Source organism: Streptomyces sp. WG5 (genome assembly GCF_049974565.1).
Classification (GTDB): domain Bacteria; phylum Actinomycetota; class Actinomycetes; order Streptomycetales; family Streptomycetaceae; genus Streptomyces.
In genome coordinates, this window is record NZ_JBNGGC010000003.1 from 278,009 (window position 1) to 302,048 (window position 24,040).

Below are 24,040 nucleotides of genomic sequence, written 5' to 3' on the forward strand. Positions count from 1 at the left end.
CGCGCGGGGTGGGGACTCCCCTGCGGCTCGGCCGGAGAGGAGCGGGGGCTCCGGGCCGTGCAACGGAACGCGAGTGGCTCGCCAGAGTACGCGAGACCTCGCACGGCACACGTGGCGGACCTCACACAACCCGCGTCACCTGTGTGGCATGCGCCACCGCGGCCACGGCCCCGCCCGCCCCGGCCGGCCGGCCGCTCCCGCCCACGGCAGATAATCGAGCCCGTGACCGATCTTGAAACGCGCACGGCGGGCCGCCCGGGCGCCCTGCGCCGGGCCGCCCCGGCGCTCCTCGGCTACGCGGCCGTACGCGCCCTGGGCCTGCTCGCCCTGGCCCTGTGGAGCGCCGCGCGCGACACGAGCGCGTACACGCTGCTGACGGCCCGCTGGGACTCCCTCTGGTACACGAGGGTCGCCGAACTGGGCTACGGCTACGAGGTGCGCCTGCCGAACGGCGACGTGCACTCCAACCTGGCCTTCTTCCCGCTGCTGCCCTGGCTGGAGCGGCTCGGCGCGGCGGCGGGGCCGTGGTCGCACGCGGACGCCGGGTTCGTCGTGTCACTGCTCGCCTCGCTCGCCGCGGCCTGGGGGATCTTCGCGGTCGCGGAGCACGTGTACGACCGCCGGGCCGGGGTGTGCGCGGTGCTGCTGTGGGCCGTGCTGCCGGTCGGGATCGTGCAGTCCATGGCGTACAGCGAGTCCCTGTTCACGGCGCTCGCGGCCTGGTCGCTGTACGCGGTGCTGACCGGGCGCTGGGTGACGGCGGGGTCGCTGGCCGCGCTGGCCGGGCTGACCCGCCCGGTGGGGCTCGCGGTGGCGGCGGCCGTGTGGGTCGCCGCGATTACGGCATTCGTGCGAAGCCGGAGCGAGGCCGTCACGGACGGCGCCCTCGACCCGGCACGCGCCCCCGGTGACGGCGTGCGCCGTGCGCTCGGCATGCTCCTCGCGCCCCTGGGCGCCGCCGGGTACGTGCTCTGGGTCGGGCACCGCACCGGCCAGGGCCCGCTCGGCTATCTCGACGTCCAGGCCGGCTGGCGCAACGGCTTCGACGGGGGCGTGGCCTTCGCCCGTTTCGTCGCCGACAAGTTCACGTCGTTCCCGTCGGCTCCGGCGGGCGTCGCCCTGATCGTGGGGGTCGCCCTGCTCGTCCTGCTGTACGTCGTCTGCGTACGGCAGCGCCAGCCGGTCCCGCTGCTGGTGTACGCGGGCATCGTCACCGTCCTCGCCCTGTGCACGTCGAGCTACTTCGGCTCGAAGCCGCGGCTGCTGCTGCCCGCCTTCCCGTTGCTGCTGCCCCTCGCCCGGCCCCTGGCCCGGCTGCGAACCTCCAAGTCGGCGCTGGTCGTCGGCGGTGTCGCGGTGGCGTCGGCGGTGTACGGGGCGTTCTGGCTGAACGGCTCCGGCCCGCCCTGACCGGCCCGCCGCGCCCCGATGACCGCCGGGAGAATTCCGCACCAGCATTCGGTGAACGAATTCATAAGCACGATAAGCCGTCGACCGGGCCGATCAAAGGAATTGAAGTCCGCAATAGGACGGGGTTGCGGATTCCTCGGAAATAGACCACCGCCTGAGAGGAATCCCACATCACATCGTCATCACAAAGCCGTTGATTCGGCCGGGATCACTCCTCACTCGCTGTAACGTCGATTGCGTGCGTACCGAACGGAACCTCACCCGTCTGGACCGGGTGTTCGCGAGACTTGACCGGGAGCCGGAACGACCGGCCCACCTAGATGTGCCGGAGATGAGCCGGCACAGGGTTGCGCTGTTCGCCGGAACCCTCGCGTTCTACATCGCGATCGTGTGGGCCGTGCTGATCACCTCGTGGCTGGTCCGGCTCGACTGGCAGGTCATGTTCTTCCGGCCCTACCAGCAGTGGCCGGAGCTCCACGCGTTCGTCGACTACTACGTGGTGCTCGGCCAGCGCGGCCCCACCGCGGTGATGGTCGCGGCCTGGCTCGGCTGGCGCTCCTGGCGGCAGCACACCCTGCGCCCCCTGCTCGCGCTCGGCGTCTCCCTGCTCCTGCTGAACGTCACGGTCGGTGCCGCCAAGTACGGCATGGGCCGGCTCGGGCCGCACTACGCGACCACGATCGGCGCGAACGAGATGTGGCTCGGCGGCGATATATTTCCGAGCGGTCACACCGCGAACGCCGTCGTGACCTGGGGCATCCTGGCCTATCTGGCCTCGACGCCGAGGGCACGGCGCTGGCTGTCGGCACTGTCGGCGGTCACCTCGCTCGGCGTGGGACTGTCCACCGTCTACATCGGTACGCACTGGCTCAGCGACGTGCTCCTCGGCTGGGCGGCGGGGCTGCTGATCCTGCTGGCGCTGCCGTGGTTCGAGCCGCTGATCACCCGGACCGAAGCCCGGATCCTCGGCCTGCGCGACGGCTGGTTCGCCCGTCGCCGCCGCACGGCGGCGACGAAGCGGCCGGTCAGCACACCCGGGGTCCTCACGCCGCACGCCCCCGACCGGGAGGAGACACCGGTCCGCGAGCCGGTCGCCGCACCGCGCAGCCGGGCCCCGGCGTACCTGGCCCCGGGCCCCCACACGGCCCGCTCGGACCGCACGCCGGCGCCCCCGGCGGGCAGCCGCCGGCCGGGGCACGCAGACCGCCACCCGCGAGGCGCGGCCCCGGCCGCGCGCCCCCTGTCGGGCGGCTGACCGCTCACACCACGCCGCGGGGACCGGTACGCACAGCCCCTCCCCCGCGGGTCAGCCCTTCCAGGCCCGGGCCACTCGGCCGTCCTTCACCTCGAAGTTGAGGCGGCCCACGCGGTACTCCATGGTGATGACCGTCCCCGGTGCCAGTGCGCGCACCGTCGACCAGCCCCGCTCCCGGGCGAGCCGTTCGGCCGCGCCGGATTCGAGGCCCACGTACGTGTCCGGACTGTCCTGGGGTTCGGCCGGGGGTGTCGGAATCGGTGCCATGCCGCCACGCTATGCCCTGCTCCACGACCGGGGAAGTCCAGGCCCGTAACACGGGTGCGGACGCACCCGGGGTCACACTTCTGTCACAAGATCACGGACCGCGTTTCGGTATGACTCCGTCACACGGACGGACGGTTTCGTACGCCTTCCGGCAGACCCGTGAGGTGAATTTCCGCGTGTCGCGTCACCCTCTCGAATAAGTGGACGGAAAAGCCTTCGAAGGGCTGCGGAGACTTACTCGCATTCCGCGCCCGAACACATCCGAACCCACTCGAACGAACTCACGTGCGACGTCGTGCACGACGTGCGAAGACCAGACATCGACATAGGAAACACATCAGCTGCTCACAGATTCCCCTCGGGCCGCCCGGACCCGGACAGGGCCCGGGTGAGCCGGTCGCGTACCGCCCGGATCGCCTCCGTCAGCCCGTCCGGCTCCAGCACCTCGAAGTCGAAGCCCAGCAGCATCACGTGCACCACCATGACGTCCAGGCTCCCGGCGCCGGTGCGCAGGAGGCAGCTGCCCGGACCCTCCGCCTCCAGCACCCCGGCGGTGGGCGAGATCCGCTCGGCGGCCTCCTCCAGGGGCACCAGCAGCCGTACGACCGCACGCGTGGCGTACGCGCGCGTGGAGACACCCTCGGAGACGTAGGCGGCCAGGTCCTCGGCGGGCGGCTCGCGCGGGACGAAGCGGGGGCCGTGCGGCGGCTTGGGCGTGATGCGGTCCACCCGGAACGTGCGCCAGTCCCCGCGGCCGAGGTCGAAGGCGACCAGGTACCAGCGGCGCTCGGAGCACACCAGCCGGTGGGGCTCGACGGTGCGGCGGCTGTCGGTGCCGTCGTGGCCCCGGTACGCGAAGCGCAGCCGCTCGCCGTCCCGGCACAGGTGGGCCAGCTCGGCCAGGACGCCCGGGTCCACGGCGGAGGACCCGGCGCCGCGCAGCATCGGCACGGTGAAGGCGTTCAGGGCGCCCACGCGGCGCCGCAGCCGGTCGGGCAGCACCTGCTCCAGCTTGGCGAGCGCACGGACGGAGGTCTCGCCGATCCCCTCGACGCCCTGCCCCGCGGCCGTGCGCAGCCCCACGGCCACGGCGACCGCCTCGTCGTCGTCCAGCAGCAGCGGCGGCAGCTCGGCGCCCGCGCCCAGCTGGTATCCGCCGCCGGTGCCGGGGCTGGCGTTGACCGGGTAGCCCAGCTCGCGCAGCCGGTCCACGTCCCGGCGCACGGTGCGCGGGGAGACGCCGAGACGGTCGGCGAGGTCGGTGCCGGTCCAGTCCCGGTGGGCCTGGAGGAGGGAGAGCAGGCGCAGGAGTCGTGCCGAGGTCTCGAGCATGGCGCCGAGTCTGCCAGCGGTCGCGGACAGGTACTGTCCGCGACCGTCAGGTCTCCAGCGGGGTGACCGACAGTGACAGGTCGTTGTCCCGCGTGTAGTACGGCCCGGCCTGCACGGGGCCCTGCGGCGTCCGCACGCGCGCGCGTGGATACGTGAGGACGGGGTGCTTGTCGGCGATGTCGTCCAGCAGCCGCGCGAGGCGCACGGCGGGGCCGGGTTCGCCGGCGGGCCGCAGCCACAGGTCCCACTCGCCCGGCGCCAGGGTGTCGTAGGGCACGGTGAAGCCGAACTCCGCCCGGTCGGCCGTGACGTCCAGCCGGCGCACACCGCCCTCGCCGGTGCCGGGCCGGGCCCGCAGCTCGGCGTGGGCTCCGGGGGCCAGCCGCGTGCCGTACACCCGTCCGCGCACCGTCAGCCCGCCCTCCGCGAGGCGCAGCTCCCCCGTCTCCGCGTGCGGGGCGCGCAGCCAGCTGCGGACGGTGAGGTTGCCCTGCCGGGTGGCGTACGGGATGCGGACGGCGACGTGGCCGAGCAGTCCCCCGGGGGTGCGGTCGGCGAGGGAGCGCAGGTCGGTGACGCCGGGCACCAGGCGCCGCGGCTCGCCGTCGCTCACGCGCGCGTAGGCGTCCCAGCGGCCCTCGGGGAGGGCCACGCTGCTGGGCAGCGCGGCGCGCAGCCGGCCCTCGGCCGCGGGGGCCAGCGGCAGGCTGACGGTGTCGTCGGCTCCGTCGCGGCGGCGCAGGACGAGGAGGGCCGCCCCGGTGCCCTCGTGCGCGGCGACGTCGAAGGTCAGACCGCCCGCCGAGTCGCCGATGCAGTCGGCGCGCAGCGGAGCGGCCGGTGGGGTCGGCGGCGTCATGCGGTGCGGATCCTCCCTGGGCTTCTCGTCGTCCGGTTAGACCCAGAACCCCGCCTTCTGGTTGTCCGTGTCCGATTGCGATGTGATCACGGCCGGAGGCGGGTCCGAGGCCCCGCCGCGGGTTCGCCCAGGGAGGCTGTGCCGCGCGGCGGGGCGGGCGGGCTCAGAGTTCGAGGCGCTGTCCGGGCACGATGACGTCGGGGTCGGCGCCGATGACGGCCTGGTTGGCGGCGTGCAGGCGCTGCCAGGTGGTGCCGTACCGGCCGGCGATGGCGCTCAGGGTGTCGCCCTGGCGGACGGTGTAGTCGCCGCGGGACGCGCTGCGGCCGGTGTGGCCGCTCTGCCGGGTCGGCGCCTTCGACGGCCCGGCGGCGGGCTTCACGGGTTCGGCGGGGGCGGCCGGAGCCGCCTCGGGCGGGGTGGCGGCGGCCGGTGCGCCGCCCCGGGCCCCGGCCCGGGAGGAGCAGGTCGGCCACGCGCCCCAGCCCTGGGCGCGCTGGACCTTGGTCGCCACGGCGATCTGCTGGGACTTGGTCGCCCTGTCGGCGGTCGGCGCGTAGGCGGTGCCGCCGTACGCGCGCCAGGTGGAGGCGGAGAACTGCAGTCCGCCGTAGTAGCCGTTGCCGGTGTTGATGTGCCAGTTGCCGCCGCTCTCGCACTGGGCGATGCGGTCCCACACTCCGCGGTCCGCCGCCGCGGCGCTGCCGGTCGCGGCCAGCAGTCCGAGGGGCGCGAGCAGTGCCGCCCCGGCGAGGGCCGCCGTCGTACGGTTCCTGCGAACGTTGCCGCGAGTGGTGTCGGCACTTCCGGACATGTATTTCCCTTTCCACGCAACCCGGGCTCCCCCAGGACGGGGCACGCTCGCCGCGCACGGCACGCGGCACGCGCGCTCCGCCCCGTCCGCCGATGGCCGTGGTGCGAGCCGGTGGTGCGGTCGGCGGACGTTCCCGGGCGGTGCTCGTTGCACACGGCGGAGCAATCTAGGGAGCCCGTCCGGCCGGGATCAACCCATGGCCCGTCATTCCAGGCCAGTCCGCCATTACCTCGGGTATCAGCCATTTCCGGACACCCACTTCATTCGCTGATTTCCTGATTTGTCGACCAACCGCCATGGTGATCTGTGACCCACCTCACCGCATCAACGCCCTTGCGGTTCAAACCAGTTGACGGTGAGTGAGCGGTTCCGCCCAACAGATGACCGTGTGCGCCGGATGGTTCGATTCCGTTGGGCATGGGGCGTGACTCCCGCCACAGATCCCCCGTTGTCTTCTGCATGAGCCGGGGACCGCCCGGACCACGGCCCGGGAGCCACCCGGTCCGGCCACGTACCGCATCCCGAGGGAGCCACCCGTGCCGCGCATGCTCGACGTCAGCGACGACGTACGCGCCGAGATCGGCGACGAAGAAGCCGACCGCCTGCTCGCCGGGGAATCCGCCCCGGGCAGCTACGACTGCACGTCCTGCCGCACCCCGGGTGACTGCGCGCAGGAGCGCACCAGCACCGTGCTCTTCATCGGGGACGAGACCGCCGTACTCGCCTTCGCCCACGCCGGGTGCCTGCCCTCGCAGGTGGTCAAGGTCACCGAGGAGCAGCTCCAGGGGGCCGTGAAGTCCATCAACTCCGACCAGGCCCGCCCCGGGCCGGAACAGGCCGCACCCGAGCAGGCCGTGCTCGGTGTCACCAGCGGACTGATCCTGATCGCCGACGAACTCCACCCGGCCCTCGTGGTGGAGCCGACCGCCCCCATCGCCCGGCCCGGCACGGCCGGTGCCGGCGACGACTTCCTTCCGCTGCTCATCGAACAGGGCTTCATGCCGGTCACCGAGCTGTCCACCGCGCCGGCGGTGCTGCACGGCTGGTCGGTACTGCTCGCGATGGGCCAGCTGCACGCGGTGCTCCAGCCGGGGACGAACGGCGGCCGGCCGGTGGCCTGGTGGCAGGCGCACCAGCCCCTCCAGGTCACCGAGGGCTGGCGCACGGCGGCCAACAAGCACCAGCAGGTGCTGATGTTCGCGGCGCCCGTGGGGTCGATCGGACGGCAGCCGCGCGAGGACCTGCTGCGGGAAGCGCTGGACAGGGCGGCGGCGAACGGGCAGCTGGTCGCGGCGGCCCTGCCGCTGGCCGGGACCTGAGCCCAGTCCGCGCGACCGGCGGACGGCCATCGCCTGGGCCGCATCTCTTCCAGCGCGGTGTCGTTTGGACATACGTGTACGCATACGACGCCTTTCACCGCCAGGGCGGCCCCTCGGCCACGCCGATCTACGACGCGCTCTACGCCGAGTACGTCAGGTCCTTCCGATCACTGCCGGGCGATCGCAGCGGTGAGGAGGAGCTGGGATTCACGGCCTTCCGGAGCATCCCGCGCAGCAGAGGCGCGTACAGCGCCTACAGCGCGGGGGCCCACAGTGCCCGCGTCGGCCACCAGCAGCCGATGTGGCAGCGCGTCGGCACCCATCACGTCCCGGCGGCGCTGCCACCGGGCCCGCGCAGAGGCGCCTGACAGCCACGTGAGTGACGAGAGAGGGCGACCCCTTGCCGGGGGTCGCCCTCTCCCGTCACTCACGTCGCCGTGGCCGCTACTTCTTCTTCGCCCCACGCTTCTCGCGCACCCGCACCGAGATGTGGATCGGCGTCCCGTCGAAGCTGAACTCCTCGCGCAGCCGGCGCTCGATGAAGCGCCGGTACCCCGCCTCGATGAAGCCGGAGGCGAAGAGCACGAACCGCGGGGGCTTGGTGCCCGCCTGCGTACCGAACAGGATGCGCGGCTGCTTGCCGCCGCGCACCGGGTGCGGGTGGGCGGCGACCAGCTCACCGAGGAACGCGTTCAGCCGGCCCGTCGGGACGCGGGTCTCCCAGCCGGCCAGGGCCGTCTCGATCGCGGGGACCAGCTTCTCCATGTGCCGGCCGGTCTGCGCCGAGACGTTGACCCGCGGCGCCCACGCCACCTGGCCGAGCTCCGTCTCGATCTCCCGCTCCAGGTAGTAGCGGCGCTCCTCGTCGAGGGTGTCCCACTTGTTGTAGGCGACGACGATCGCGCGTCCGGCCTCCACGGCCATGGTGACGATCCGCTGGTCCTGGACCGAGATCGACTCGGAGGCGTCGATGAGGATGACGGCGACCTCCGCCTTCTCGACGGCGGCGGCGGTGCGCAGGGAGGCGTAGTAGTCGGCGCCCTGCTGGAGGTGGACGCGCTTGCGGATGCCCGCCGTGTCCACGAACTTCCAGGTCACGCCGCCCAGTTCGATCAGCTCGTCGACCGGGTCGCGGGTGGTGCCGGCCAGCTCGTTGACGACGACGCGCTCCTCGCCCGCCACCTTGTTCAGCAGCGAGGACTTGCCGACGTTGGGCCGGCCGATCAGGGCGATGCGGCGCGGGCCGCCGACGGCGGTGCCGAAGGTCTGGGCCGGGGCCTCGGGCAGGGCCTCCAGGACCCGGTCCAGCATGTCGCCGGTGCCTCGGCCGTGCAGCGCGGAGACCGGGTGCGGCTCCCCCAGTCCCAGCGACCACAGGTAGGAGGCGTCGGCCTCGCCGCTCTGGCCGTCCACCTTGTTGGCGCACAGCACGACGGGCTTGCCGGCCTTGCGCAGCAGCCGTACGACGGCCTCGTCGGTGTCGGTCGCGCCGACCTTGGCGTCCACGACGAAGACGACCGCGTCGGCGGCCTCGATCGCGTACTCGGCCTGCGCGGCCACGGAGGCGTCGATGCCGAGGACGTCCTGCTCCCAGCCGCCGGTGTCGACGACCTTGAAGCGGCGGCCGGCCCATTCGGCCTCGTAGGTGACGCGGTCACGGGTGACGCCGGGCTTGTCCTCGACGACGGCCTCGCGGCGGCCGATGATCCGGTTCACCAGGGTCGACTTGCCGACGTTGGGGCGGCCGACGACGGCGAGGACGGGCAGCGGGCCGTGCCCGGCCTCCTCGATCGCGCCCTCGACCTCCTCGACGTCGAAGCCCTCTTCGGCGGCGAGCTCCATGAACTGCGCGTACTCGACGTCACCGAGCGCCCCGTGGTCGTGCTCCTCGCCCGAGCCCTCGGAGTGGATGTGGTCGTTCATGAAGTCCGTACCTCGTTCATCGTGGTGATCGGTGGTGCACCCCCTGTACCGGGTGATCCACTACTCAAAGTGTGGCCCGGCGGCCGGTGAGCCGCCTGGCGTTCTCCAGGTGCGCGGTGAGCTGCTTCTGGATGCGTTCGGTCGCCTCGTCCAGCGCCTTGCGGGTCCGCCGCCCGCTGCCGTCCCCCGCGTCGAAGGGGTCGCCGAAGACGACGTCGACGCGCGAGCGCAGCGGAGGCAGCGCCTTTATCAACCGTCCGGGCCGGTCGGAACTTCCCAGCACCGCGACCGGGACGATCGGTGCGCCGCTGCGGACCGCGAAGTAGGCAAGGCCGGCCCGCAGCGCGGCGAAGTCGCCCTCGCCCCGGGTGCCCTCCGGGAAGATGCCCAGCACGCCGCCGTTGTCCAGGACGCCCAGCGCCTGGGTGATGGCGGTGCGGTCGGCGGTCGAGCGGTCCACCTTCAGCTGGCCGATGCCGAGCAGGAAGGGGTCCAGCGGACCGATGAACGCTTCCTTCTTGATCAGGAAGTGCGTCGGCCGGGGCGCCACGCCCATGACCATCGGGCCGTCGACGTTGTGCGAGTGGTTGACGGCGAAGATCACCGGGCCGGTCGCGGGCACCCGCCAGGCGCCCAGCACACGCGGCCGGAACAGCCCGTACATCAGGCCGACGCCGATGCGCCGCCCGACCTCAGCGCTCCGCGCCGATGGGACCTCGGTCACTTCCCCGCCCGCTTCTCCTCGACGAGGGTGACGACGCACTCGATGACCTGCGGAAGGGTGAGGTCGGTGGTGTCCACCTCGACGGCGTCGTCGGCCTTGGCCAGCGGCGAGGTCTTGCGGCTGGAGTCCGCCGCGTCCCGCTTGATCAGGGCCTCGCGGGTGACGTTGACGTCGGCGCCCTTGAGCTCGCCGCTGCGGCGGGCGGCACGGGCCTCCGCCGAGGCGGTGAGGAAGATCTTCAGGTCCGCGTCCGGCAGCACCGTCGTACCGATGTCCCGGCCCTCGACGACGATGCCGAGCGGGGCGGCGGCGGCGATGGTGCGCTGCAGCTCGGTGATCCGGGTCCGCACCTCGGGGACGGCGCTGACCGCGCTGACCTTGGAGGTGACCTCCTGGGTGCGGATCGGGCCGGCCACGTCCACACCGTCGACCGTGATGGTCGGGCCCGCCGGGTCGGTGCCGGAAACGATCTCGGGCTTGCCGGCCGCGGCGGCGATCGCGTGCGGGTCGTCGGTGTCGATGCCGTTGGTGACCATCCACCACGTGATCGCCCGGTACTGGGCGCCGGTGTCCAGGTAGCTGAGGCCGAGCTGCTCGGCGACGGCCTTCGACGTGCTCGACTTGCCCGTGCCGGAGGGGCCGTCGATGGCGACAATCACGGCCGGGACGGTCGGGGCGGCGCCGTTTTCCACGAGGGGACACCTTCCTGGTGCGGTGCGGTGAGTGGTGTGCGGGACGCGAACGCGTCCCGCACAAGGTTACTGGCTCTCCGGGACCCCTCCGACAGTCGCCCGGCACCCGGGACCACCGCCGGGATCCGAAAGATCACTGCCGGATCGCCCAGCCCCGCTCCTTGAGGGCCGCCGTCAGTACGGACGCGGCCTTCGGCTCGACCATCAGCTGCACCAGCCCGGCCTGCTGCCCGGTCGCGTGCTCGATCCGTACGTCCTCGACGTTGACCCCGGCCCGTCCCGCGTCCGCGAAGATCCGGGCCAGCTGGCCGGGCTGGTCGTCGATGAGGACGGCCACGGTCTCGTAGACCCGCGGCGCGCTGCCGTGCTTGCCCGGGACCCGCACCTGTCCGGCGTTGCCGCGCCGCAGGACCTCCGCGATGCCGGTGCCGCCCTCGCGGCGCTTGTCCTCGTCGGAGGACTGCAGGGCGCGCAGGGCCCGTACCGTCTCCTCCAGGTCGCCGGCGACGTCGGTGAGCAGGTCGGCGACCGGCCCCGGGTTGGCGGAGAGGATGTCGATCCACATCCGGGGGTCGGAGGCGGCGATCCGGGTCACGTCGCGGATGCCCTGTCCGCACAGCCGTACGGCGGCCTCCTCGGCGTGTTCCAGGCGGGCGGCGACCATGCTGGAGACCAGGTGGGGCATGTGGGAGACGAGGGCCACGGCGCGGTCGTGGGCGTCCGCGTCCATCACCACGGGCACCGCCCGGCAGTGCGAGACCAGTTCCAGGGCGAGGTTCAGCACCTCGGTGTCGGTGTCCCGGGTCGGGGTCAGCACCCAGGGGCGGCCCTCGAAGAGGTCGCCGGTGGCGGCGAGCGGGCCGGACTTCTCGCGGCCGGACATGGGGTGCGTGCCGATGTAGGCGGAGAGGTCGAGCCCCCGTGCCTCCAGCTCGCGCCGGGGGCCGCCCTTGACGCTGGCCACGTCGATGTAGCCGCGGGCGGCGCCGCGCGCCATGGCGTCGGCGAGCACGTCGGCCACCAGGGCCGGCGGGGCGGCGACGATCGCGAGGTCGACCGGCCCGTCCGGGGCCCGGTCGGTGCCGGCGCCCAGCGCGGCGGCCGTACGGGCCTGCTCGGGGTGGTGGTCGACGAGGTGGACGGTGACGCCGCGCCGGGTCAGGGCGAGGGCGGCGGAGGTGCCGATGAGGCCGGTGCCGATGACGAGTGCGGTTCTCACTGGGCGATGTCCTTGCGCAGGGCCGCGGCGGCGCCGAGGTAGACGTGGGCGATCTCGGCGCGGGGCCGGTCGGACTCGATGTGGGCGAGGATCCGGACGACGCGGGGCATGGCGCCGTCGATGTCCAGTTCCTGGGCGCAGATCAGCGGGACGTCGGTGATGCCGAGCCCCCGGGCCGCCGCCGCGGGGAAGTCGCTGTGCAGGTCGGGCGTGGCCGTGAACCAGATGCTGATGAGGTCGTCGCCGCTCAGGCCGTTGCGCTCCAGGACGGCGGTCAGCAGTGCCGCGACCTGCTCGTTCATGTGCCCGGCCTCGTCCCGCTCCAGTTGGACGGCGCCCCGGACCGCTCGTACCGCCACGGCGATGCTCCTTGCTGACGTGCGTATCGGCTCTTGGTCCGTCCAGCGTAGTCAGCCCGCCGTGTACCGGTCCGGGGCGCCCGTCCCCTGAGACGCCGGCCCCGCCGGGGTCCTCCCTCCCCCGGAGGGCCGCGTGACCCGCGCCCCGACCCGCCGTACGGTCCTCAGCGCCACGGGTGCGGCGGCGCTCGTGGCAGCGGATCGCGGTGCGGGGAAAGGTGCGGGGAAATTCGGTCCGCCCGGCGTGAGGCGCCCGCGTACGCTCCCGGAACATGCACCCCGAGACCGCGACGCTGCCCGAGACCCTGGTACGCGACCACACGATCTACGCCTGTGTCATGGGTTCGCGCGCCTTCGGTCTGGCGACGGAGGACAGCGACACCGACCGCCGGGGCGTGTTCCTCGCCCCCGCCTCCCTGTTCTGGCGCTTCGAGAAGCCGCCGACGCACGTGGAGGGTCCGGCCGAGGAGCAGTTCAGCTGGGAACTGGAGCGCTTCTGCGAGCTGGCCCTGCGGGCCAATCCGAACATCCTGGAGTGCCTGCACTCCCCGCTCGTGGAGTACGCGGACGACACGGGCCGCGAGCTGCTCGCCCTGCGCGAGGCGTTCCTCTCCCGCCGGGCCCACGGGGCGTTCACCCGGTACGCGCACGGCCGGCGCCGCAAGCTGGACGCCGACGTGCGCACGCACGGCGCCCCGCGCTGGAAGCACGCGATGCACCTGCTGCGGCTGCTGACGTCCGCCCGCGACCTGCTGCGCACGGGCACGCTCACCATCGATGTCGGCGACCGGCGGGAGTCGCTGCTCGCCGTGAAGCGCGGCGAGGTGCCCTGGCCGGAGGTCGAGTCCCGGATGAGCCTCCTGGTGGAGGAGGGCGAGGAGGCGGCCCGCCGCAGCCCACTGCCCGCCGAACCGGACCGGCGCCGCGTCGAGGACTTCCTCGTCCGCACCCGCCGCGCCTCAGCCCTCCGTGCGGACCCGCCGGGTCCGTACGACGAGGTCGTGCAGGGCGTCGTGCGCGGTGGGGGCGTCGGGCGGGACTGACGTCGCCTGCGCCTCGTCGGGTACGCCGTGCGGCCGCTCCGCGTCGTGGCGCACGCGCGCGTGGTCGACGCCGGCGTCCCCGTGCTCGTGCTCCGCCTCGGCGGCGGCGGGCAGCAGGTGGACGCCGCGCAGGCCGACGTCCGAGTCGCGGGAGGGGAAGCCGAAGAGGCGGGCCCGGAGACGGTGGCGAACAGCACCGGGAAGGCTGCTCGGCCACCACCGGAGCCAGGCCGATGTCTCCAGGGCGCCGGTCATGCGGTCAGGCGTCCCAGAGCGCTCCGAGGGCCAGCAGGTCGGTCCGGTACTCGATGCGGTCGGCCCACTCGGCGGGCCAGGCGTCGGCGCCCAGGTGCGCGCCGGCGAAGGCGCCCGCGAGGCAGGCGATGGAGTCGGAGTCGCCGGCGGTGCAGGCACCGCGGCGCAGGGCGGTCAGCGGCTCGTCGACGAAGAGCAGGAAGCAGAGCAGCCCGGCCGCCATGGCCTCCTCCGCGATCCAGCCCTCACCCACCGCGAGGCAGGGGTCGGTCTCCGGCGAGACGGTGCGCACCGCGTGCTGGAGCCGGTCGAGTATCGCCAGGCACTCGTCCCAGCCGCGGGCGATGAAGTGCTCGGGCGTGGGGTCCTGGGCGCGGGTCCACAGGTCGCCGAGCCAGCGCTCGTGGTAGCGGGTGCGGTTGTCGTAGGCGTACGACCGCAGCAGCCCGACGAGTCCGGTCGGCTCGGCGCCCTCGGCGAGCAGCCGTACGGCGTGGGCGGTGAGGTCGGAGGCGGCGAGCGCGGTCGGGTGGCCGTGGGTGAGCGCCGACTGCAACTGGGCGGCGCCCGCCCGCTGTTCGTCACTGAGGCCGGGGACGAGGCCGATGGGCGCGACGCGCATGTTGGCGCCGCAGCCCTTGGAGTGGACCTGGCTGGCGTCCTGCCAGGGGCGGCCGGACTGCTCCAGGAGGCCGCAGGCCGTGAGGCAGGTGTTGCCCGGCGCCCGGTTGTTCTCCGGCGACCGGTTCCAGGCGATGAACTCCTGCCGCACGGGCTCCGCCATGCCCTCGGGCGTCAGGACCGCGAGGCCCATGGCCGTCCGCAGCCCCTTCCCGAGCGCCAGCGTCATCTGGGTGTCGTCGGTGACGATCGCGGGCCGGGGCAGCTCCCTCTCCCGCCACGGTCCGAACGTGGCGAGGATCGACGGGACGTCGTGGAACTCGGTGGGGAAGCCCAGCGCGTCGCCGAGGGCGAGTCCGGTGAGCGCCCCGGTGGCGGCGCGCTTGGTGACGGTGGTCGTGGTCATGCGGGGCGTCCTTCCCGAGGGGTGCGGAGCAGGGGCGGGTACAGGGTGGTGGCGGGGCCCGAGCGGTAGAGCGCGGCCGGTTTGCCGCGGCCGCCGGTGAGGCGGGCGGCGCCGGGGACCGCCTCGACGAATCCCGGTGTGGCGAGCACCTTGCGGCGGAAGTTCGGCCGGTCCAGAGCCGTCCCCCACACGGTCTCGTAGACCTGCTGCAGCTCGCCGAGCGTGAACTCGGCCGGGCAGAAGGCGGTGGCCAGGCAGGTGTACTCCAGCTTGGCGCCGACGCGTTCCCGGGCGTCGGCCAGGATCCGGTCGTGGTCGAAGGCGAGGTCCGGGGCCGCGTCGTACGGCACCCAGCGGGCCTCGGCCGCGTCGGTGTCCGCGTGCGGTTCGGGAGGGTCGGGCAGCAGTGCGGCGAACGCGACCGACACGACCCGCATCCGGGGGTCGCGGCCGGGCTCGCTGTAGGTGCGCAGCTGCTCCAGGTGCAGTCCGCTCACGTCGGACAGGCCGGTCTCCTCGGCCAGCTCGCGCCGGGCCGCCGTCTCCGCCGACTCGTCCGGCAGCAGAAAGCCGCCGGGCAGTGCCCAGCGGCCGGCGTACGGCTCCTGCCCCCGCTCGACGAGCAGCACGTGCAGCGCGCCCGCGCGGAGGGTGAGGACGGCGAGATCGACGGTGACGGCGAAGGGCTCGAAGGCGTACTTGTCGTAGCCGTGCACAGGCACCCACCCCTTAATAGTCACTGAGACTATAAAGGGGTGGGTGGTCCGTCACAACCTTCGCGGTGCCTAGAGTTCGACCTCCTGCATCAGCATCCCGACCTCCGTGTTGGACAGCCGGCGCAGCCAGCCCGACTTCTGGTCGCCCAGGGTGATCGGGCCGAAGGCGGTGCGCACCAGCTTGTCGACGGGGAAGCCCGCCTCGGCCAGCATCCGGCGGACGATGTGCTTGCGGCCCTCGTGGAGGGTGACCTCGACCAGGTAGTTCTTGCCGGTCTGCTCGACGACCCGGAAGTGGTCCGCGCGCGCGTACCCGTCCTCCAGCTGGATGCCGTCCTTGAGGCGCTTGCCGAGGTCGCGCGGGATCGGGCCCACGATGTGCGCGAGGTAGGTCTTCTTCACGCCGTACCGGGGGTGGGTCAGGCGGTGCGCCAGCTCACCGTGGTTGGTCAGCAGGATGACGCCCTCGGTCTCGGTGTCGAGCCGGCCGACGTGGAAGAGGCGGGTCTCGCGGTTGGTGACGTAGTCACCGAGGCACTGCCGGCCGTCCGGGTCCTCCATGGTGGAGACGACGCCGGCGGGCTTGTTGAGCGAGAAGAACTGGTACGACTGCGTGGCGACGGTCAGTCCGTCGACCTTGACCTCGTCCTTCTCCGGGTCGACCCGCCTGCCCTGCTCCAGCACGATCTCGCCGTTGACCTCGACGCGCGCCTGCTCGATCAGCTCCTCGCAGGCACGCCGGGAGCCGTAGCCCGCGCGCGCGAGGACCTTCTGCAGCCGCTCGCCCTCCTGCTCGGCGCCCGGGAACGTCTTGGGCAGCTTGACGTCCTTCTTGCCGGCGTACCGCTCCCGGTTGCGCTCCTCGGCCCGCGCCTCGTACTCGCGGGACGTGGCCGGGACCGAGCGGCCCCGCTGCAGGGGCTTCCTCGGCCCGCCCTTGGCGCCGCCGCGGGCCGCCGGGCCGCGGCCCGACTTCGGGCCCTCGTGGGTGGCGCCGGGGCCCACGTCGTAGCGCCGCTCCTCCGGGCGCGGGTTCTTGGGACGGCCGCCCTGCCTGTCGTCGCGGTTGCCACCGGCGCCGCGGGGGTTGCCGCGCCCACCACTGCTCCCGCCGCGGGGGTTACCGCGGCCACCACTGCTCCCGCCGCGGCCGCCGCTGTTGCCACCACGGCTCCCGCCGTTGTTTCCGCTGCTGTTCCTGCCGCTGCTGCTTCGCATCAAAGTTCCGTCTTGTCGTCTGCGTCCTCGGAATCCGGGGCGTCCGGATCGAACGACGGGACCCCTTCCAGTGTCTCGGCCTCGATCGCCGCCGCCTCGGGGAGGAAGGGCGCGAGCTCCGGGAGCTCGTCCAGGCCGCGCAGGCCCATCCGCTCCAGGAAGTAGTTCGTCGTCACGTACAGGATCGCACCTGTTTCGGGTTCCGTGCCCGCCTCCTCGACCAGACCCCGTTGCAGGAGGGTGCGCATCACTCCGTCGCAGTTCACACCGCGTACCGCGGAGACGCGGCCGCGGCTGACCGGCTGGCGGTAGGCGACCACGGCGAGCGTCTCCAGCGCGGCTTGGGTGAGGCGGGCGTGCTGGCCGTCCAGGACGAAGCCCTCGACGGCCGCCGCGTACGCGGGGCGGCTGTAGAAGCGCCAGCCGCCCGCGATCAGGCGCAGCTCGAAGCCGCGGCCCTGGACGGTGTACTCGTCGGCGAGCTCGCGCAACGCGTCCGCGATCTGCCGCCGCGGCCGCTGGAGAATCCGGGCGAGGTGCTCCTCGGTCGCGGGCTCGTCCACGACCATGAGGACGGCTTCGAGGGCGGGCTTGAGTTCCAGGCCGGCGACGGCCCCCGGCCCGCCCACGGCCTCCGCGGTCTCGTCACTCACGCCTTCCGCTCCTCCTCGGTCTTCTCGGGCGGCCGGTCGAACTCGTCCGTCACCACCGGCCCGGTGCCGCCGTCCCCTCCCGCCCAGCGCACCAGCAGGTCACCGAGCGCGGTCTCCTGGTCCAGCTCGACGGCCTTCTCCCGGTACAGCTCCAGCAGGGCGAGGAAGCGTGCGACGACGGTCAGTGTGTCCTCGGTGTCCTCGACCAAGGTCCGGAAGCTGGCCTCGCCCAGCTCCCTCAGCCGGGCGACGACGATCCCGGCCTGCTCCTGCACGCTGACCAGGGGTGCGTGGATGTGCTCGACGTAGACCTGCGGTTTGGGCCTGGGCTGCATCGCCTTCACGGCCAGCCTGGCGAAGCCCTCCGGGCCGATGCTGATCACGACCTCGGGCAGCAGCTCGGCGTGGTGGGGTTCCAGGCCGACGGTGCGGGGGTGGCGGCGGCCCTCGGCCTCCAGCCGTTCGTTGAAGATCTCCGCGATCTGTTTGTACGCGCGGTACTGCAGCAGCCGCGCGAAGAGCAGGTCGCGGGCCTCCAGCAGCGCCAGGTCGGCCTCGTCCTCCACCTCGGCGGCGGGCAGCAGCCGGGCCGCCTTCAGATCGAGCAGTGTGGCCGCGACCACCAGGAACTCGGTCGTCTCGTCGAGATCCCAGTCCGGCCCCCTCGCCCGGATGTGCGCCATGAACTCGTCGGTCACCCTGGAGAGCGCGACCTCGGTGACGTCCATCTTGTGCTTGGAGATCAACTGGAGGAGCAGATCGAACGGCCCCTCGAAGTTGGCGAGCCGCACCTTGAAGACCCCGTCGCCACCGTCGCCGGGCGCGCCCTCCGGATCGTCGGACCCGTCCCGCGGCGGGGCCTGCGACGGGGCGGCGTCCGCCGCCGCCCCGTCGGGCTGCGGAGCGCCCTGCGGCCCGCTCTCGCGGCCTCCGGGGCCGTGGGCCGCCCAGGAGCCCTCCGGAGCGCCGGCGGACGCCTGCGGCGCGGTTTCCGGCGCGAGGGACGGCTGCGGCGCGGACGCCGAAGCCGCGGCGGAAGCCCGCTCCCCGGTCCGCGGCCCCGCGGCGGAAGCCCGCGCCGCCGTGTCCGGCCCGGCGGCGGGCGGCTGCGGCGCGGAGTCCGGCCGAGGGGTCGCCGGGGCCTTTGACGCGCCCCGTGTCCCGGGCTCCCGGCGGGGGCGCTCCGCCTCCGGCTCGCTCACCGCGAGCGAAGCCTGCGGAGAGGTCGCGTCGCTCCGCGACGAGGCCTCCGAAGCCGTGCTCGCCGGTGGCGCCTCGGATGCCGGCCGCGCGACCGCGGGCTCGCGGGGCACGGTGCCGGACGGCGCCTCCACGGGCACCTCGGGCCTCTCGGTGACCGGTGGGGCCGACGGGGCCACCCGCGGCTCTCCCGGTCCTCTCCCCAGCGCGCGCCGACGGCCGGCGCGGGCGCCGGGGAGGGGGGCGTCGTTCGAGGTCATGGCCCCCGCAGGCTACCGCTACCGCCCGCGCAGCCGTCGTACGAGGATGCTGGCGTCCCCGCGGGTCTCCAGGTCGGCGAGGACCACGGCGACCGCCTCGCGGACGATGCGGCCGCGGTCGACGGCCAGCCCGTGCTCGCCGCGGAGCACCAGCCGGGCGTGCTCCAGGTCCATGAGCTCCTCGGCGGAGACGTACACGGTGATCTTCTCGTCGTGGCGCTCACGACCGCTGGGACGGCGCGAGGGTGACCGCCCGCGCTTGCGCGGCTGGGCGGTGGCAGAACCTTCCTGCGCGCCCGGGCCCGAGCCCCTCGCCGAGCGCTCCGCGCCGCGGCTGCGGGGCTCGCCCGCCGAGCCGGGTTCCGCGTCCGCCGCGGCGTGCTCCGCGCCCTCGCCGTCACCGGCCTGCGCGGGCACCGACTGGGGCGCGTCCTCGGCGGCGGCCTGGTCGCTCTCCCCCGCCGGCGCCGGCACCCGGGCGTCGCCACCGGCCGGCCGCCGCGGGGAGGACGCCTGCAGCGCCGTTCCCCCTGTCGTACGGAAGAGTTCGTCGGCCCCCGGCAGACTCACTCGGCGTGACACCGGGCGAGCACCTCCCTGGCGAGCTGGCGGTAGGCGGCGGCACCGACGGAGTTGGAGGCGTACGTGGTGATCGGCTCACCGGCGACCGTGGTCTCCGGGAAGCGGACCGTGCGCCCGATGACCGTGTGGTAGACGTGGTCGTCGAACGCCTCGACCACCCGCGCGAGCACCTCACGGCTGTGCACCGTGCGCGAGTCGTACATGGTGGCGAGGATGCCGTCGAGCTCCAGGTCGGGGTTGAGGCGCTCCTGGACCTTCTCGATCGTCTCGGTCAGCAGCGCCACACCGCGCAGTGCGAAGAACTCGCACTCCAGCGGCACGATCACCTTGTGCGCGGCGGTCAGCGCGTTGACCGTGAGCAGGCCGAGCGAGGGCTGGCAGTCGATGACGATGTAGTCGTAGTCGTCCATCAGCGGCTTCAGCGCCCGCTGCAGCGTGGACTCGCGCGCGACCTCGCTCACCAGCTGCACCTCGGCCGCAGACAGGTCGATGTTGCTGGGCAGCAGGTCCATGTTGGGGACCGCGGTCTTCAGCAGCACCTCGTCGGCCGCCATGCCCCGCTCCATGAGCAGGTTGTAGACGGTGAGGTCGAGCTCCATCGGGTTGACGCCGAGACCGACCGACAGCGCGCCCTGCGGGTCGAAGTCGACGAGCAGCACCCTGCGCCCGTACTCGGCGAGCGCGGCGCCCAGGTTGATGGTCGACGTGGTCTTGCCCACGCCGCCCTTCTGGTTGCACATCGCGATGATCTTCGCGGGGCCGTGATCGGCCAGCGGCCCCGGGATCGGGAAGTAGGGCAGCGGGCGTCCGGTCGGACCGATGCGCTCACGGCGCTGGCGGGCCGCGTCGGGCGCGAGCGTGGCGGCGTACTCGGGATCGGGCTCGTACTCCGCGTCCGGGTCGTAGAAGTGCCCCTCGGGCAGTTCGTCGTAGTCGGCGAAGTGGTTGCGGGACGCGCCACTTCCGTTGCCGGCCATGGCGTTCACGTGTTGGCCATCCATACTCATGTGTGCTGTCTGAGTTGCCTGCGGACTCTGGTGGGCTGCGAAGGTGTGTACAGCGACGGAGCCGACAGCCTCGAGACGCCTGGGGCTGTGGGCCCGTGCAGGCATTCCTGGTTGACCACCCCCGGGAGTAAATGTCGACTCATTCACAAGTCGTCTTACCTCCTTGGTGACCAGGAAACTTCTAGACAGGTCAGCGTGGCACCATGCCGACGTTCGGCGACTCTATGGCGTGTCGGCCGTCCGCAGCAACACAATCCGCCGGACCCGGCCGGATGTGTCGGCAATGAAACAACCCTCTGTCAAGGGCGTACGGCCGTCGCACAGCAGGTTTCACCGGTGCGCGAATCGGTTGAAGCGTTACGTTCGAGGCGAGTTGGCCGAGAATCGCAAAGTGACCATACACACACCCGGCCGGACCTTGTCGGGCAAGGTCCGGCCGGGTGTGCGGGGTTGACGGCGACTGTTGACGTATCGCCTTTCCCGGATGATGACTTAGCCGATTTACCGGCTGACGACAGCCGCCGACGGCTCGTGCGGGCGTCAGGCGAGCAGGGCGGCCGGCTCCACGTGCTCCAGGCCGTGTGCCTCGGCGACCTCCTTGTAAACGACCTTGCCGTCATGCGTGTTGAGGCCCTTGGCCAGCGCGGGGTCACGGCGCAGCGCCTCGGCCCAGCCGCGGTTCGCCAGCTCCACGATGTACGGCAGCGTGGCGTTGGTCAGCGCGTAGGTGGAGGTGTTCGGCACCGCGCCGGGCATGTTGGCGACACAGTAGAAGACCGAGTTGTGGACCGGGAAGGTCGGCTCGGCGTGCGTGGTCGGGCGGGAGTCCTCGAAGCAGCCGCCCTGGTCGATCGCGATGTCGACAAGGACACTTCCGGGCTTCATCCGGGAGACCAGCTCGTTGCTGACCAGCTTCGGGGCCTTGGCGCCCGGGATCAGGACGGCGCCGATCACGAGGTCGGCCTCCAGGCAGGCCTTCTCCAGCTCGAAGGCGTTGGAGACGACGGTCTGGATCTTCGTACCGAAGATCTTGTCGGCTTCCTTGAGCTTGGTGATGTCCTTGTCGAGCAGGGTCACGTGGAAGCCCATGCCGATGGCGATCTGCGCCGCGTTCCAGCCGGAGACACCGCCGCCGATGACGACGGCCCGGCCGGCCAGCACGCCGGGGACGCCGCCCGGCAGCACACCGCGGCCGCCGTTCGCGGCCATCAGGTGGTACGCGCCGACCTGGGGGGCCAGCCGGCCCGCGACCTCGGACATGGGGGCCAGCAGCGGCAGCGCCCGGTTCGGCAGCTCGACCGTCTCGTAGGCGATGGCGGTGGTGCCGGCCTCGACGAGCGCGTCCGTGCACTCCTTGGAGGCGGCCAGGTGCAGGTAGGTGAAGAGCGTCTGGTCCTTGCGGAGGCGGTGGTACTCCTCCGCGACGGGCTCCTTGACCTTCAGCACCAGGTCGGCGGCGGCCCAGACCTCGTCGGCGGTGTCGAGTATCCGCGCGCCGGCCGCGACGTACTCGGCGTCCGGGATCGAGGATCCGACGCCGGCCTCGCGCTCGACGACGACCTGGTGACCGTGGCGCACCAGCTCGTGCACGCCGGCGGGGGTGATGGCCACCCGGAACTCGTTGTTCTTGACCTCGCGGGGGATACCGACCTTCACGTCGATCACGGTCCTTGGCTCAGAGGGTTGGGCTATTGCTACACATACCCGCGCACACGTACGCACAACGGGAAATACCGCAAGAACGTGCGGCAGAGCCAGTCTAATGAAGGTGTTCCGTCTGTCCAGCCTTTCAAAGCATCAATCTTCAGAGCCTGAGCTGCGGATTTCGCAGGCTTCGATGCTGTCTTCCCTCAGCATGCGCTCGGCCGCACTCCGCTGCAGGCCGGCCGCCGTGGGATCGCCGAGACGGTCGAGCGTGTCGGCCAGCCGCAAGTGCAGCGCCGCCTGGAGCCGGACGTCCTCGGCCCTGCGCGCCCAGTCGACGGCCTCCTGGCAGGTGCGCAGCGACTCCTCGGGGCGTCCGGCGTACTCCTGGACCCTGGCCAGTTCGCTCAACGCGCGCGCGTGCGCGGCCACGTCGCCCGCCTTGCGGTACCCGGCGACCGCGGCGCGCCAGCACCGCAGCGCCTCGCCGTACCGGCCCGCGTAGGTGTGGGCGGTGGCGGTGCGCCCGTAGAGCCGGGCGGCGTCGGCGCGCTCGTGCCGGGCGAGCCGCTGGGCGAGGGCCCGGCCGAACCAGTCGGCGGCCCGGTCGTAGTCGCCGAGCTCCAGGTGGGCGCCGCCTACGGATTCCATCGCGCGGCCGGTCGCGTACGGGTCGTTCGCCTCGCGTCCGGCGTCCAGCGCGGCGCGGTAGCGCACCAGGGCCTCGGCGGTGCGGCCGGTGCGGGCGTCCAGGTCGGCCAGGTTCAGCAGGGCCGCGGCCTTCTCCCGGGGCAGCTCGCGGCGCTCGGCCACGTCGAGGACGAGGCGGTGGACGCCGTACAGGTCGGGCGCCGCCGCCCGGGTGCCGAAGTGGGCGACCATGGCCCGCACCAGCTGGGACAGCAGTCTCCGGGCGAGGGTGTCCAGTTCCCCGTCGGCGACCGCGAGCCGGGCCGCGGCGAGCAGGGCGGGCCGGCGGACGCGCAGCCAGTCGGCGGCGGCCCTCGGGGTGGGGAAACGAAGGTCGCGTGGTGTGGCGAGGAGCTTCTCACGGGCCTGCGGGCTGTCGGTCTCGGTGACCGCCCGGCAGGACTGGAGCAGCCGTACCGTCCGCTCCAGCATGCGGGCGCGGGCGAGCTGGATCTCGGCGGGGCGGTCGTGGGTCTCGGTGAGGGCCCTCAGCCGGCCGTGCAGGCACCCGGGAACCTCGTACTCGGGCAGCGGGGAGTCGACCGCGCGCAGCACGCCGAGGGCGACGAAGTCGTCCAGGGTGGTGCGGGCGCCGTTCACCGAGCAGCCGGCGAGCGCGGAGGCGGTGTGCGGGTCGACCAGACCGGCCGGAGCGAGGGAGAGCAACCGCAGTATCCGGGCGGCGGGACCGGGCAGCGACGCGTAGGCGAGGCGGAAGACGCGGCTGAGCGGGGTGCCTTCGTCACCCTCCGTGTGCATGTGTCTGGCGAGGTCGGCGACGGCCGCCTGGGGACGGGCGGCGAGCCAGCCGCCGGCCAGGGTCAGCGCGGCGGGCTGGGCCTGGCAGACCTCGGCCAGCTGCTCGGCGGCACGGGGGTCGACGGTGATGCGGACCGAGCCGGTGTGCCGGGAGAGCAGTTCCACGGCCGACTTGGTGTCGAGGCCCCCCAGCGTGCACGGGCGGACGTCCGCGATGCCGGTCAGCGGGCCCTCGGAGACGGCGACGGCCAGGCAGTCGGGGGTGTCCGGCAGCAGGGCGTCGACCTGCTCGGCGTCGGCCGCGTCGTCGAGCAGGAGCAGGACCCTGCGGCCGGCGAGGGCGGTGCGGAGGGCCTCGGTGAGGTCGTCCTCGCCGGCGCCGGGCGGGGCGGGGCGGTCCAGCTCGGCGAGGAGTTCCCGGGCGAGCCGCCCGACGGGTACGCGCGTGCCGTCCGGTTCGCTCAGCCGGGCGCGCAGCACGCCGTCGGGGTAGGCGTCGGCGACCTGGGCGGCCAGTTCCTCGGCGAGCGCGGTGCGGCCGGAGCCGGGCCGGCCCGCGATGAGCAGCACGCGCGCGCGGGGGGCCTTGCGGCCGGAGAGGGTGTCCAGTCCCGCGCGCTCGATGTCGGCGCGCAGCTCCTTCAACTCCCGGGTGCGGCCCAGGAACCGATTCTCCTCAGCAGGGTCCTCCGACAGCCGTACGCCGTCCGTGTCCACCGCCTGATCCGTCACGGGCCACACTCCCGATCCCACCGCACGCCGGCACCCGCCGGAACCCCGGTTCGGGCGTTTCCAGAGCCTAGTTCACGCTCT

General features: G+C 73.1%; 22 protein-coding genes and 2 pseudogenes. 5 read left to right on the forward strand and 19 right to left on the reverse strand.

Annotation, left to right across the window (positions count from 1 at the left end; translation table 11 throughout):
- Positions 1–222 precede the first annotated feature (222 nt).
- On the forward strand, positions 223–1,410 hold the full coding sequence (locus ACP4IX_RS05075; protein WP_426554848.1) for a mannosyltransferase family protein: 1,188 nt from the start codon (positions 223–225) through the stop codon (positions 1,408–1,410).
- Positions 1,411–1,648: 238 nt separating this feature from the next.
- Positions 1,649–2,665 (forward strand): phosphatase PAP2 family protein, encoded by a 1,017-nt coding sequence (locus ACP4IX_RS05080; protein WP_426554849.1) that lies wholly within the window; start codon positions 1,649–1,651, stop codon positions 2,663–2,665.
- A 51-nt stretch (positions 2,666–2,716) separates the two neighbouring features.
- Here the strand turns inward: ACP4IX_RS05080 and ACP4IX_RS05085 are convergent, their stop codons facing one another.
- The 4 genes and pseudogenes from ACP4IX_RS05085 to ACP4IX_RS05100 all read right to left on the reverse strand — a co-directional run bounded on the left by ACP4IX_RS05085 (position 2,717) and on the right by ACP4IX_RS05100 (position 5,937).
- Positions 2,717–2,932 carry an I78 family peptidase inhibitor gene (locus tag ACP4IX_RS05085; protein WP_426518420.1) on the reverse strand — a complete coding sequence of 72 codons (216 nt, stop codon included), beginning with the start codon at positions 2,930–2,932 and terminating at the stop codon, positions 2,717–2,719.
- Positions 2,933–3,307: 375 nt separating this feature from the next.
- Positions 3,308–4,264: pseudogene (locus ACP4IX_RS05090) on the reverse strand (helix-turn-helix transcriptional regulator); the annotation flags it as partial.
- Between the two features lie 46 nt (positions 4,265–4,310).
- On the reverse strand, positions 4,311–5,123 hold the full coding sequence (locus ACP4IX_RS05095; protein ID WP_426518418.1) for a hypothetical protein: 813 nt from the start codon (positions 5,121–5,123) through the stop codon (positions 4,311–4,313).
- A gap of 163 nt (positions 5,124–5,286) precedes the next feature.
- The gene (locus ACP4IX_RS05100; RefSeq protein WP_426518416.1) at positions 5,287–5,937 is read right to left on the reverse strand and encodes a transglycosylase family protein; all 651 of its coding nucleotides are present in this window, start codon (positions 5,935–5,937) and stop codon (positions 5,287–5,289) included.
- A gap of 536 nt (positions 5,938–6,473) precedes the next feature.
- Here ACP4IX_RS05100 and ACP4IX_RS05105 point away from each other — a divergent pair.
- Entirely contained in the window at positions 6,474–7,256 is a 783-nt protein-coding gene (locus tag ACP4IX_RS05105; RefSeq protein WP_426518414.1) for a hypothetical protein, read from the forward strand.
- 74 nt (positions 7,257–7,330) lie between these two features.
- On the forward strand, positions 7,331–7,624 hold the full coding sequence (locus tag ACP4IX_RS05110; protein ID WP_398135195.1) for a hypothetical protein: 294 nt from the start codon (positions 7,331–7,333) through the stop codon (positions 7,622–7,624).
- A gap of 76 nt (positions 7,625–7,700) precedes the next feature.
- Here ACP4IX_RS05110 and der read toward each other — a convergent pair whose 3' ends face one another.
- The 5 genes from der to aroH form a co-directional block, all read right to left on the reverse strand.
- Positions 7,701–9,179 carry a ribosome biogenesis GTPase Der gene (gene der / locus ACP4IX_RS05115; RefSeq protein WP_426518411.1) on the reverse strand — a complete coding sequence of 493 codons (1,479 nt, stop codon included), beginning with the start codon at positions 9,177–9,179 and terminating at the stop codon, positions 7,701–7,703.
- Positions 9,180–9,243: 64 nt separating this feature from the next.
- On the reverse strand, positions 9,244–9,903 hold the full coding sequence (locus tag ACP4IX_RS05120; protein WP_426518409.1) for a lysophospholipid acyltransferase family protein: 660 nt from the start codon (positions 9,901–9,903) through the stop codon (positions 9,244–9,246).
- Entirely contained in the window at positions 9,900–10,595 is a 696-nt protein-coding gene (gene cmk, locus ACP4IX_RS05125) for a (d)CMP kinase (RefSeq protein ID WP_426518407.1), read from the reverse strand. Before cmk ends, ACP4IX_RS05120 begins: the two co-directional genes overlap by 4 nt.
- 133 nt (positions 10,596–10,728) lie before the next feature.
- Positions 10,729–11,814: a prephenate dehydrogenase gene (locus tag ACP4IX_RS05130; protein WP_426518405.1), complete on the reverse strand. Its 1,086-nt coding sequence runs from the start codon at positions 11,812–11,814 to the stop codon at positions 10,729–10,731.
- A complete protein-coding gene (aroH, locus tag ACP4IX_RS05135) occupies positions 11,811–12,173 on the reverse strand; it encodes a chorismate mutase (protein WP_426554850.1) in 363 nt (120 codons plus the stop codon). Before aroH ends, ACP4IX_RS05130 begins: the two co-directional genes overlap by 4 nt.
- Positions 12,174–12,445: 272 nt before the next feature.
- On the opposite strand from aroH, the gene ACP4IX_RS05140 reads away from it, so the two are divergent.
- The gene (locus ACP4IX_RS05140) at positions 12,446–13,216 is read left to right on the forward strand and encodes a nucleotidyltransferase domain-containing protein (RefSeq protein ID WP_426554851.1); all 771 of its coding nucleotides are present in this window, start codon (positions 12,446–12,448) and stop codon (positions 13,214–13,216) included.
- On the opposite strand, the pseudogene ACP4IX_RS05145 reads toward ACP4IX_RS05140, so the two are convergent.
- From ACP4IX_RS05145 to ACP4IX_RS05190, 10 genes and pseudogenes are all read right to left on the reverse strand, one after another.
- A pseudogene (locus tag ACP4IX_RS05145) lies at positions 13,133–13,451 on the reverse strand (DNA polymerase beta superfamily protein). The gene ACP4IX_RS05140 and the pseudogene ACP4IX_RS05145 overlap by 84 nt on opposite strands.
- Before the next feature lie 24 nt (positions 13,452–13,475).
- Positions 13,476–14,498, reverse strand: a complete 1,023-nt coding sequence (locus tag ACP4IX_RS05150) for an ADP-ribosylglycohydrolase family protein (RefSeq protein WP_426518399.1) — start codon at positions 14,496–14,498, stop codon at positions 13,476–13,478.
- Entirely contained in the window at positions 14,495–15,214 is a 720-nt protein-coding gene (locus ACP4IX_RS05155; RefSeq protein ID WP_426554863.1) for an NUDIX hydrolase, read from the reverse strand. The genes ACP4IX_RS05150 and ACP4IX_RS05155 overlap by 4 nt, the downstream gene beginning before the upstream one ends.
- A gap of 69 nt (positions 15,215–15,283) precedes the next feature.
- Entirely contained in the window at positions 15,284–16,432 is a 1,149-nt protein-coding gene (locus tag ACP4IX_RS05160) for a pseudouridine synthase (RefSeq protein ID WP_426518397.1), read from the reverse strand.
- Entirely contained in the window at positions 16,432–17,001 is a 570-nt protein-coding gene (scpB, locus tag ACP4IX_RS05165) for an SMC-Scp complex subunit ScpB (RefSeq protein ID WP_426554864.1), read from the reverse strand. Before scpB ends, ACP4IX_RS05160 begins: the two co-directional genes overlap by 1 nt.
- Positions 17,002–17,081: 80 nt before the next feature.
- Positions 17,082–18,398: a segregation/condensation protein A gene (locus ACP4IX_RS05170; protein ID WP_426554865.1), complete on the reverse strand. Its 1,317-nt coding sequence runs from the start codon at positions 18,396–18,398 to the stop codon at positions 17,082–17,084.
- A 165-nt stretch (positions 18,399–18,563) separates the two neighbouring features.
- Complete coding sequence (locus tag ACP4IX_RS05175) at positions 18,564–19,127, reverse strand: hypothetical protein (RefSeq protein ID WP_426518395.1); 564 nt, start codon at positions 19,125–19,127, stop codon at positions 18,564–18,566.
- Positions 19,112–20,239 (reverse strand): ParA family protein, encoded by a 1,128-nt coding sequence (locus ACP4IX_RS05180; protein ID WP_426518393.1) that lies wholly within the window; start codon positions 20,237–20,239, stop codon positions 19,112–19,114. The genes ACP4IX_RS05175 and ACP4IX_RS05180 overlap by 16 nt, the downstream gene beginning before the upstream one ends.
- A 435-nt stretch (positions 20,240–20,674) precedes the next feature.
- Entirely contained in the window at positions 20,675–21,799 is a 1,125-nt protein-coding gene (ald, locus tag ACP4IX_RS05185) for an alanine dehydrogenase (RefSeq protein ID WP_426518391.1), read from the reverse strand.
- A gap of 132 nt (positions 21,800–21,931) precedes the next feature.
- Positions 21,932–23,959, reverse strand: coding sequence for a tetratricopeptide repeat protein (locus ACP4IX_RS05190; RefSeq protein ID WP_426554852.1), 2,028 nt, complete (start codon positions 23,957–23,959; stop codon positions 21,932–21,934).
- Positions 23,960–24,040 lie beyond the last annotated feature (81 nt).

Excerpts from the sequence above, each read along its gene's own strand:
- ACP4IX_RS05140 (WP_426554851.1), top strand. The coding sequence starts at position 12,446 with ATGCACCCCGAGACCGCGACGCTGCCCGAGACCCTGGTACGCGACCAC.
- der (WP_426518411.1), bottom strand. The coding sequence starts at position 9,179 with ATGAACGACCACATCCACTCCGAGGGCTCGGGCGAGGAGCACGACCAC.
- ACP4IX_RS05180 (WP_426518393.1), bottom strand. The coding sequence starts at position 20,239 with ATGCCTGCACGGGCCCACAGCCCCAGGCGTCTCGAGGCTGTCGGCTCC.
- scpB (WP_426554864.1), bottom strand. The coding sequence starts at position 17,001 with ATGGTCGTGGACGAGCCCGCGACCGAGGAGCACCTCGCCCGGATTCTC.
- ACP4IX_RS05095 (WP_426518418.1), bottom strand. The coding sequence starts at position 5,123 with ATGACGCCGCCGACCCCACCGGCCGCTCCGCTGCGCGCCGACTGCATC.
- ACP4IX_RS05085 (WP_426518420.1), bottom strand. The coding sequence starts at position 2,932 with ATGGCACCGATTCCGACACCCCCGGCCGAACCCCAGGACAGTCCGGAC.
- ACP4IX_RS05100 (WP_426518416.1), bottom strand. The coding sequence starts at position 5,937 with ATGTCCGGAAGTGCCGACACCACTCGCGGCAACGTTCGCAGGAACCGT.
- ACP4IX_RS05150 (WP_426518399.1), bottom strand. The coding sequence starts at position 14,498 with ATGACCACGACCACCGTCACCAAGCGCGCCGCCACCGGGGCGCTCACC.
- ACP4IX_RS05160 (WP_426518397.1), bottom strand. The coding sequence starts at position 16,432 with ATGCGAAGCAGCAGCGGCAGGAACAGCAGCGGAAACAACGGCGGGAGC.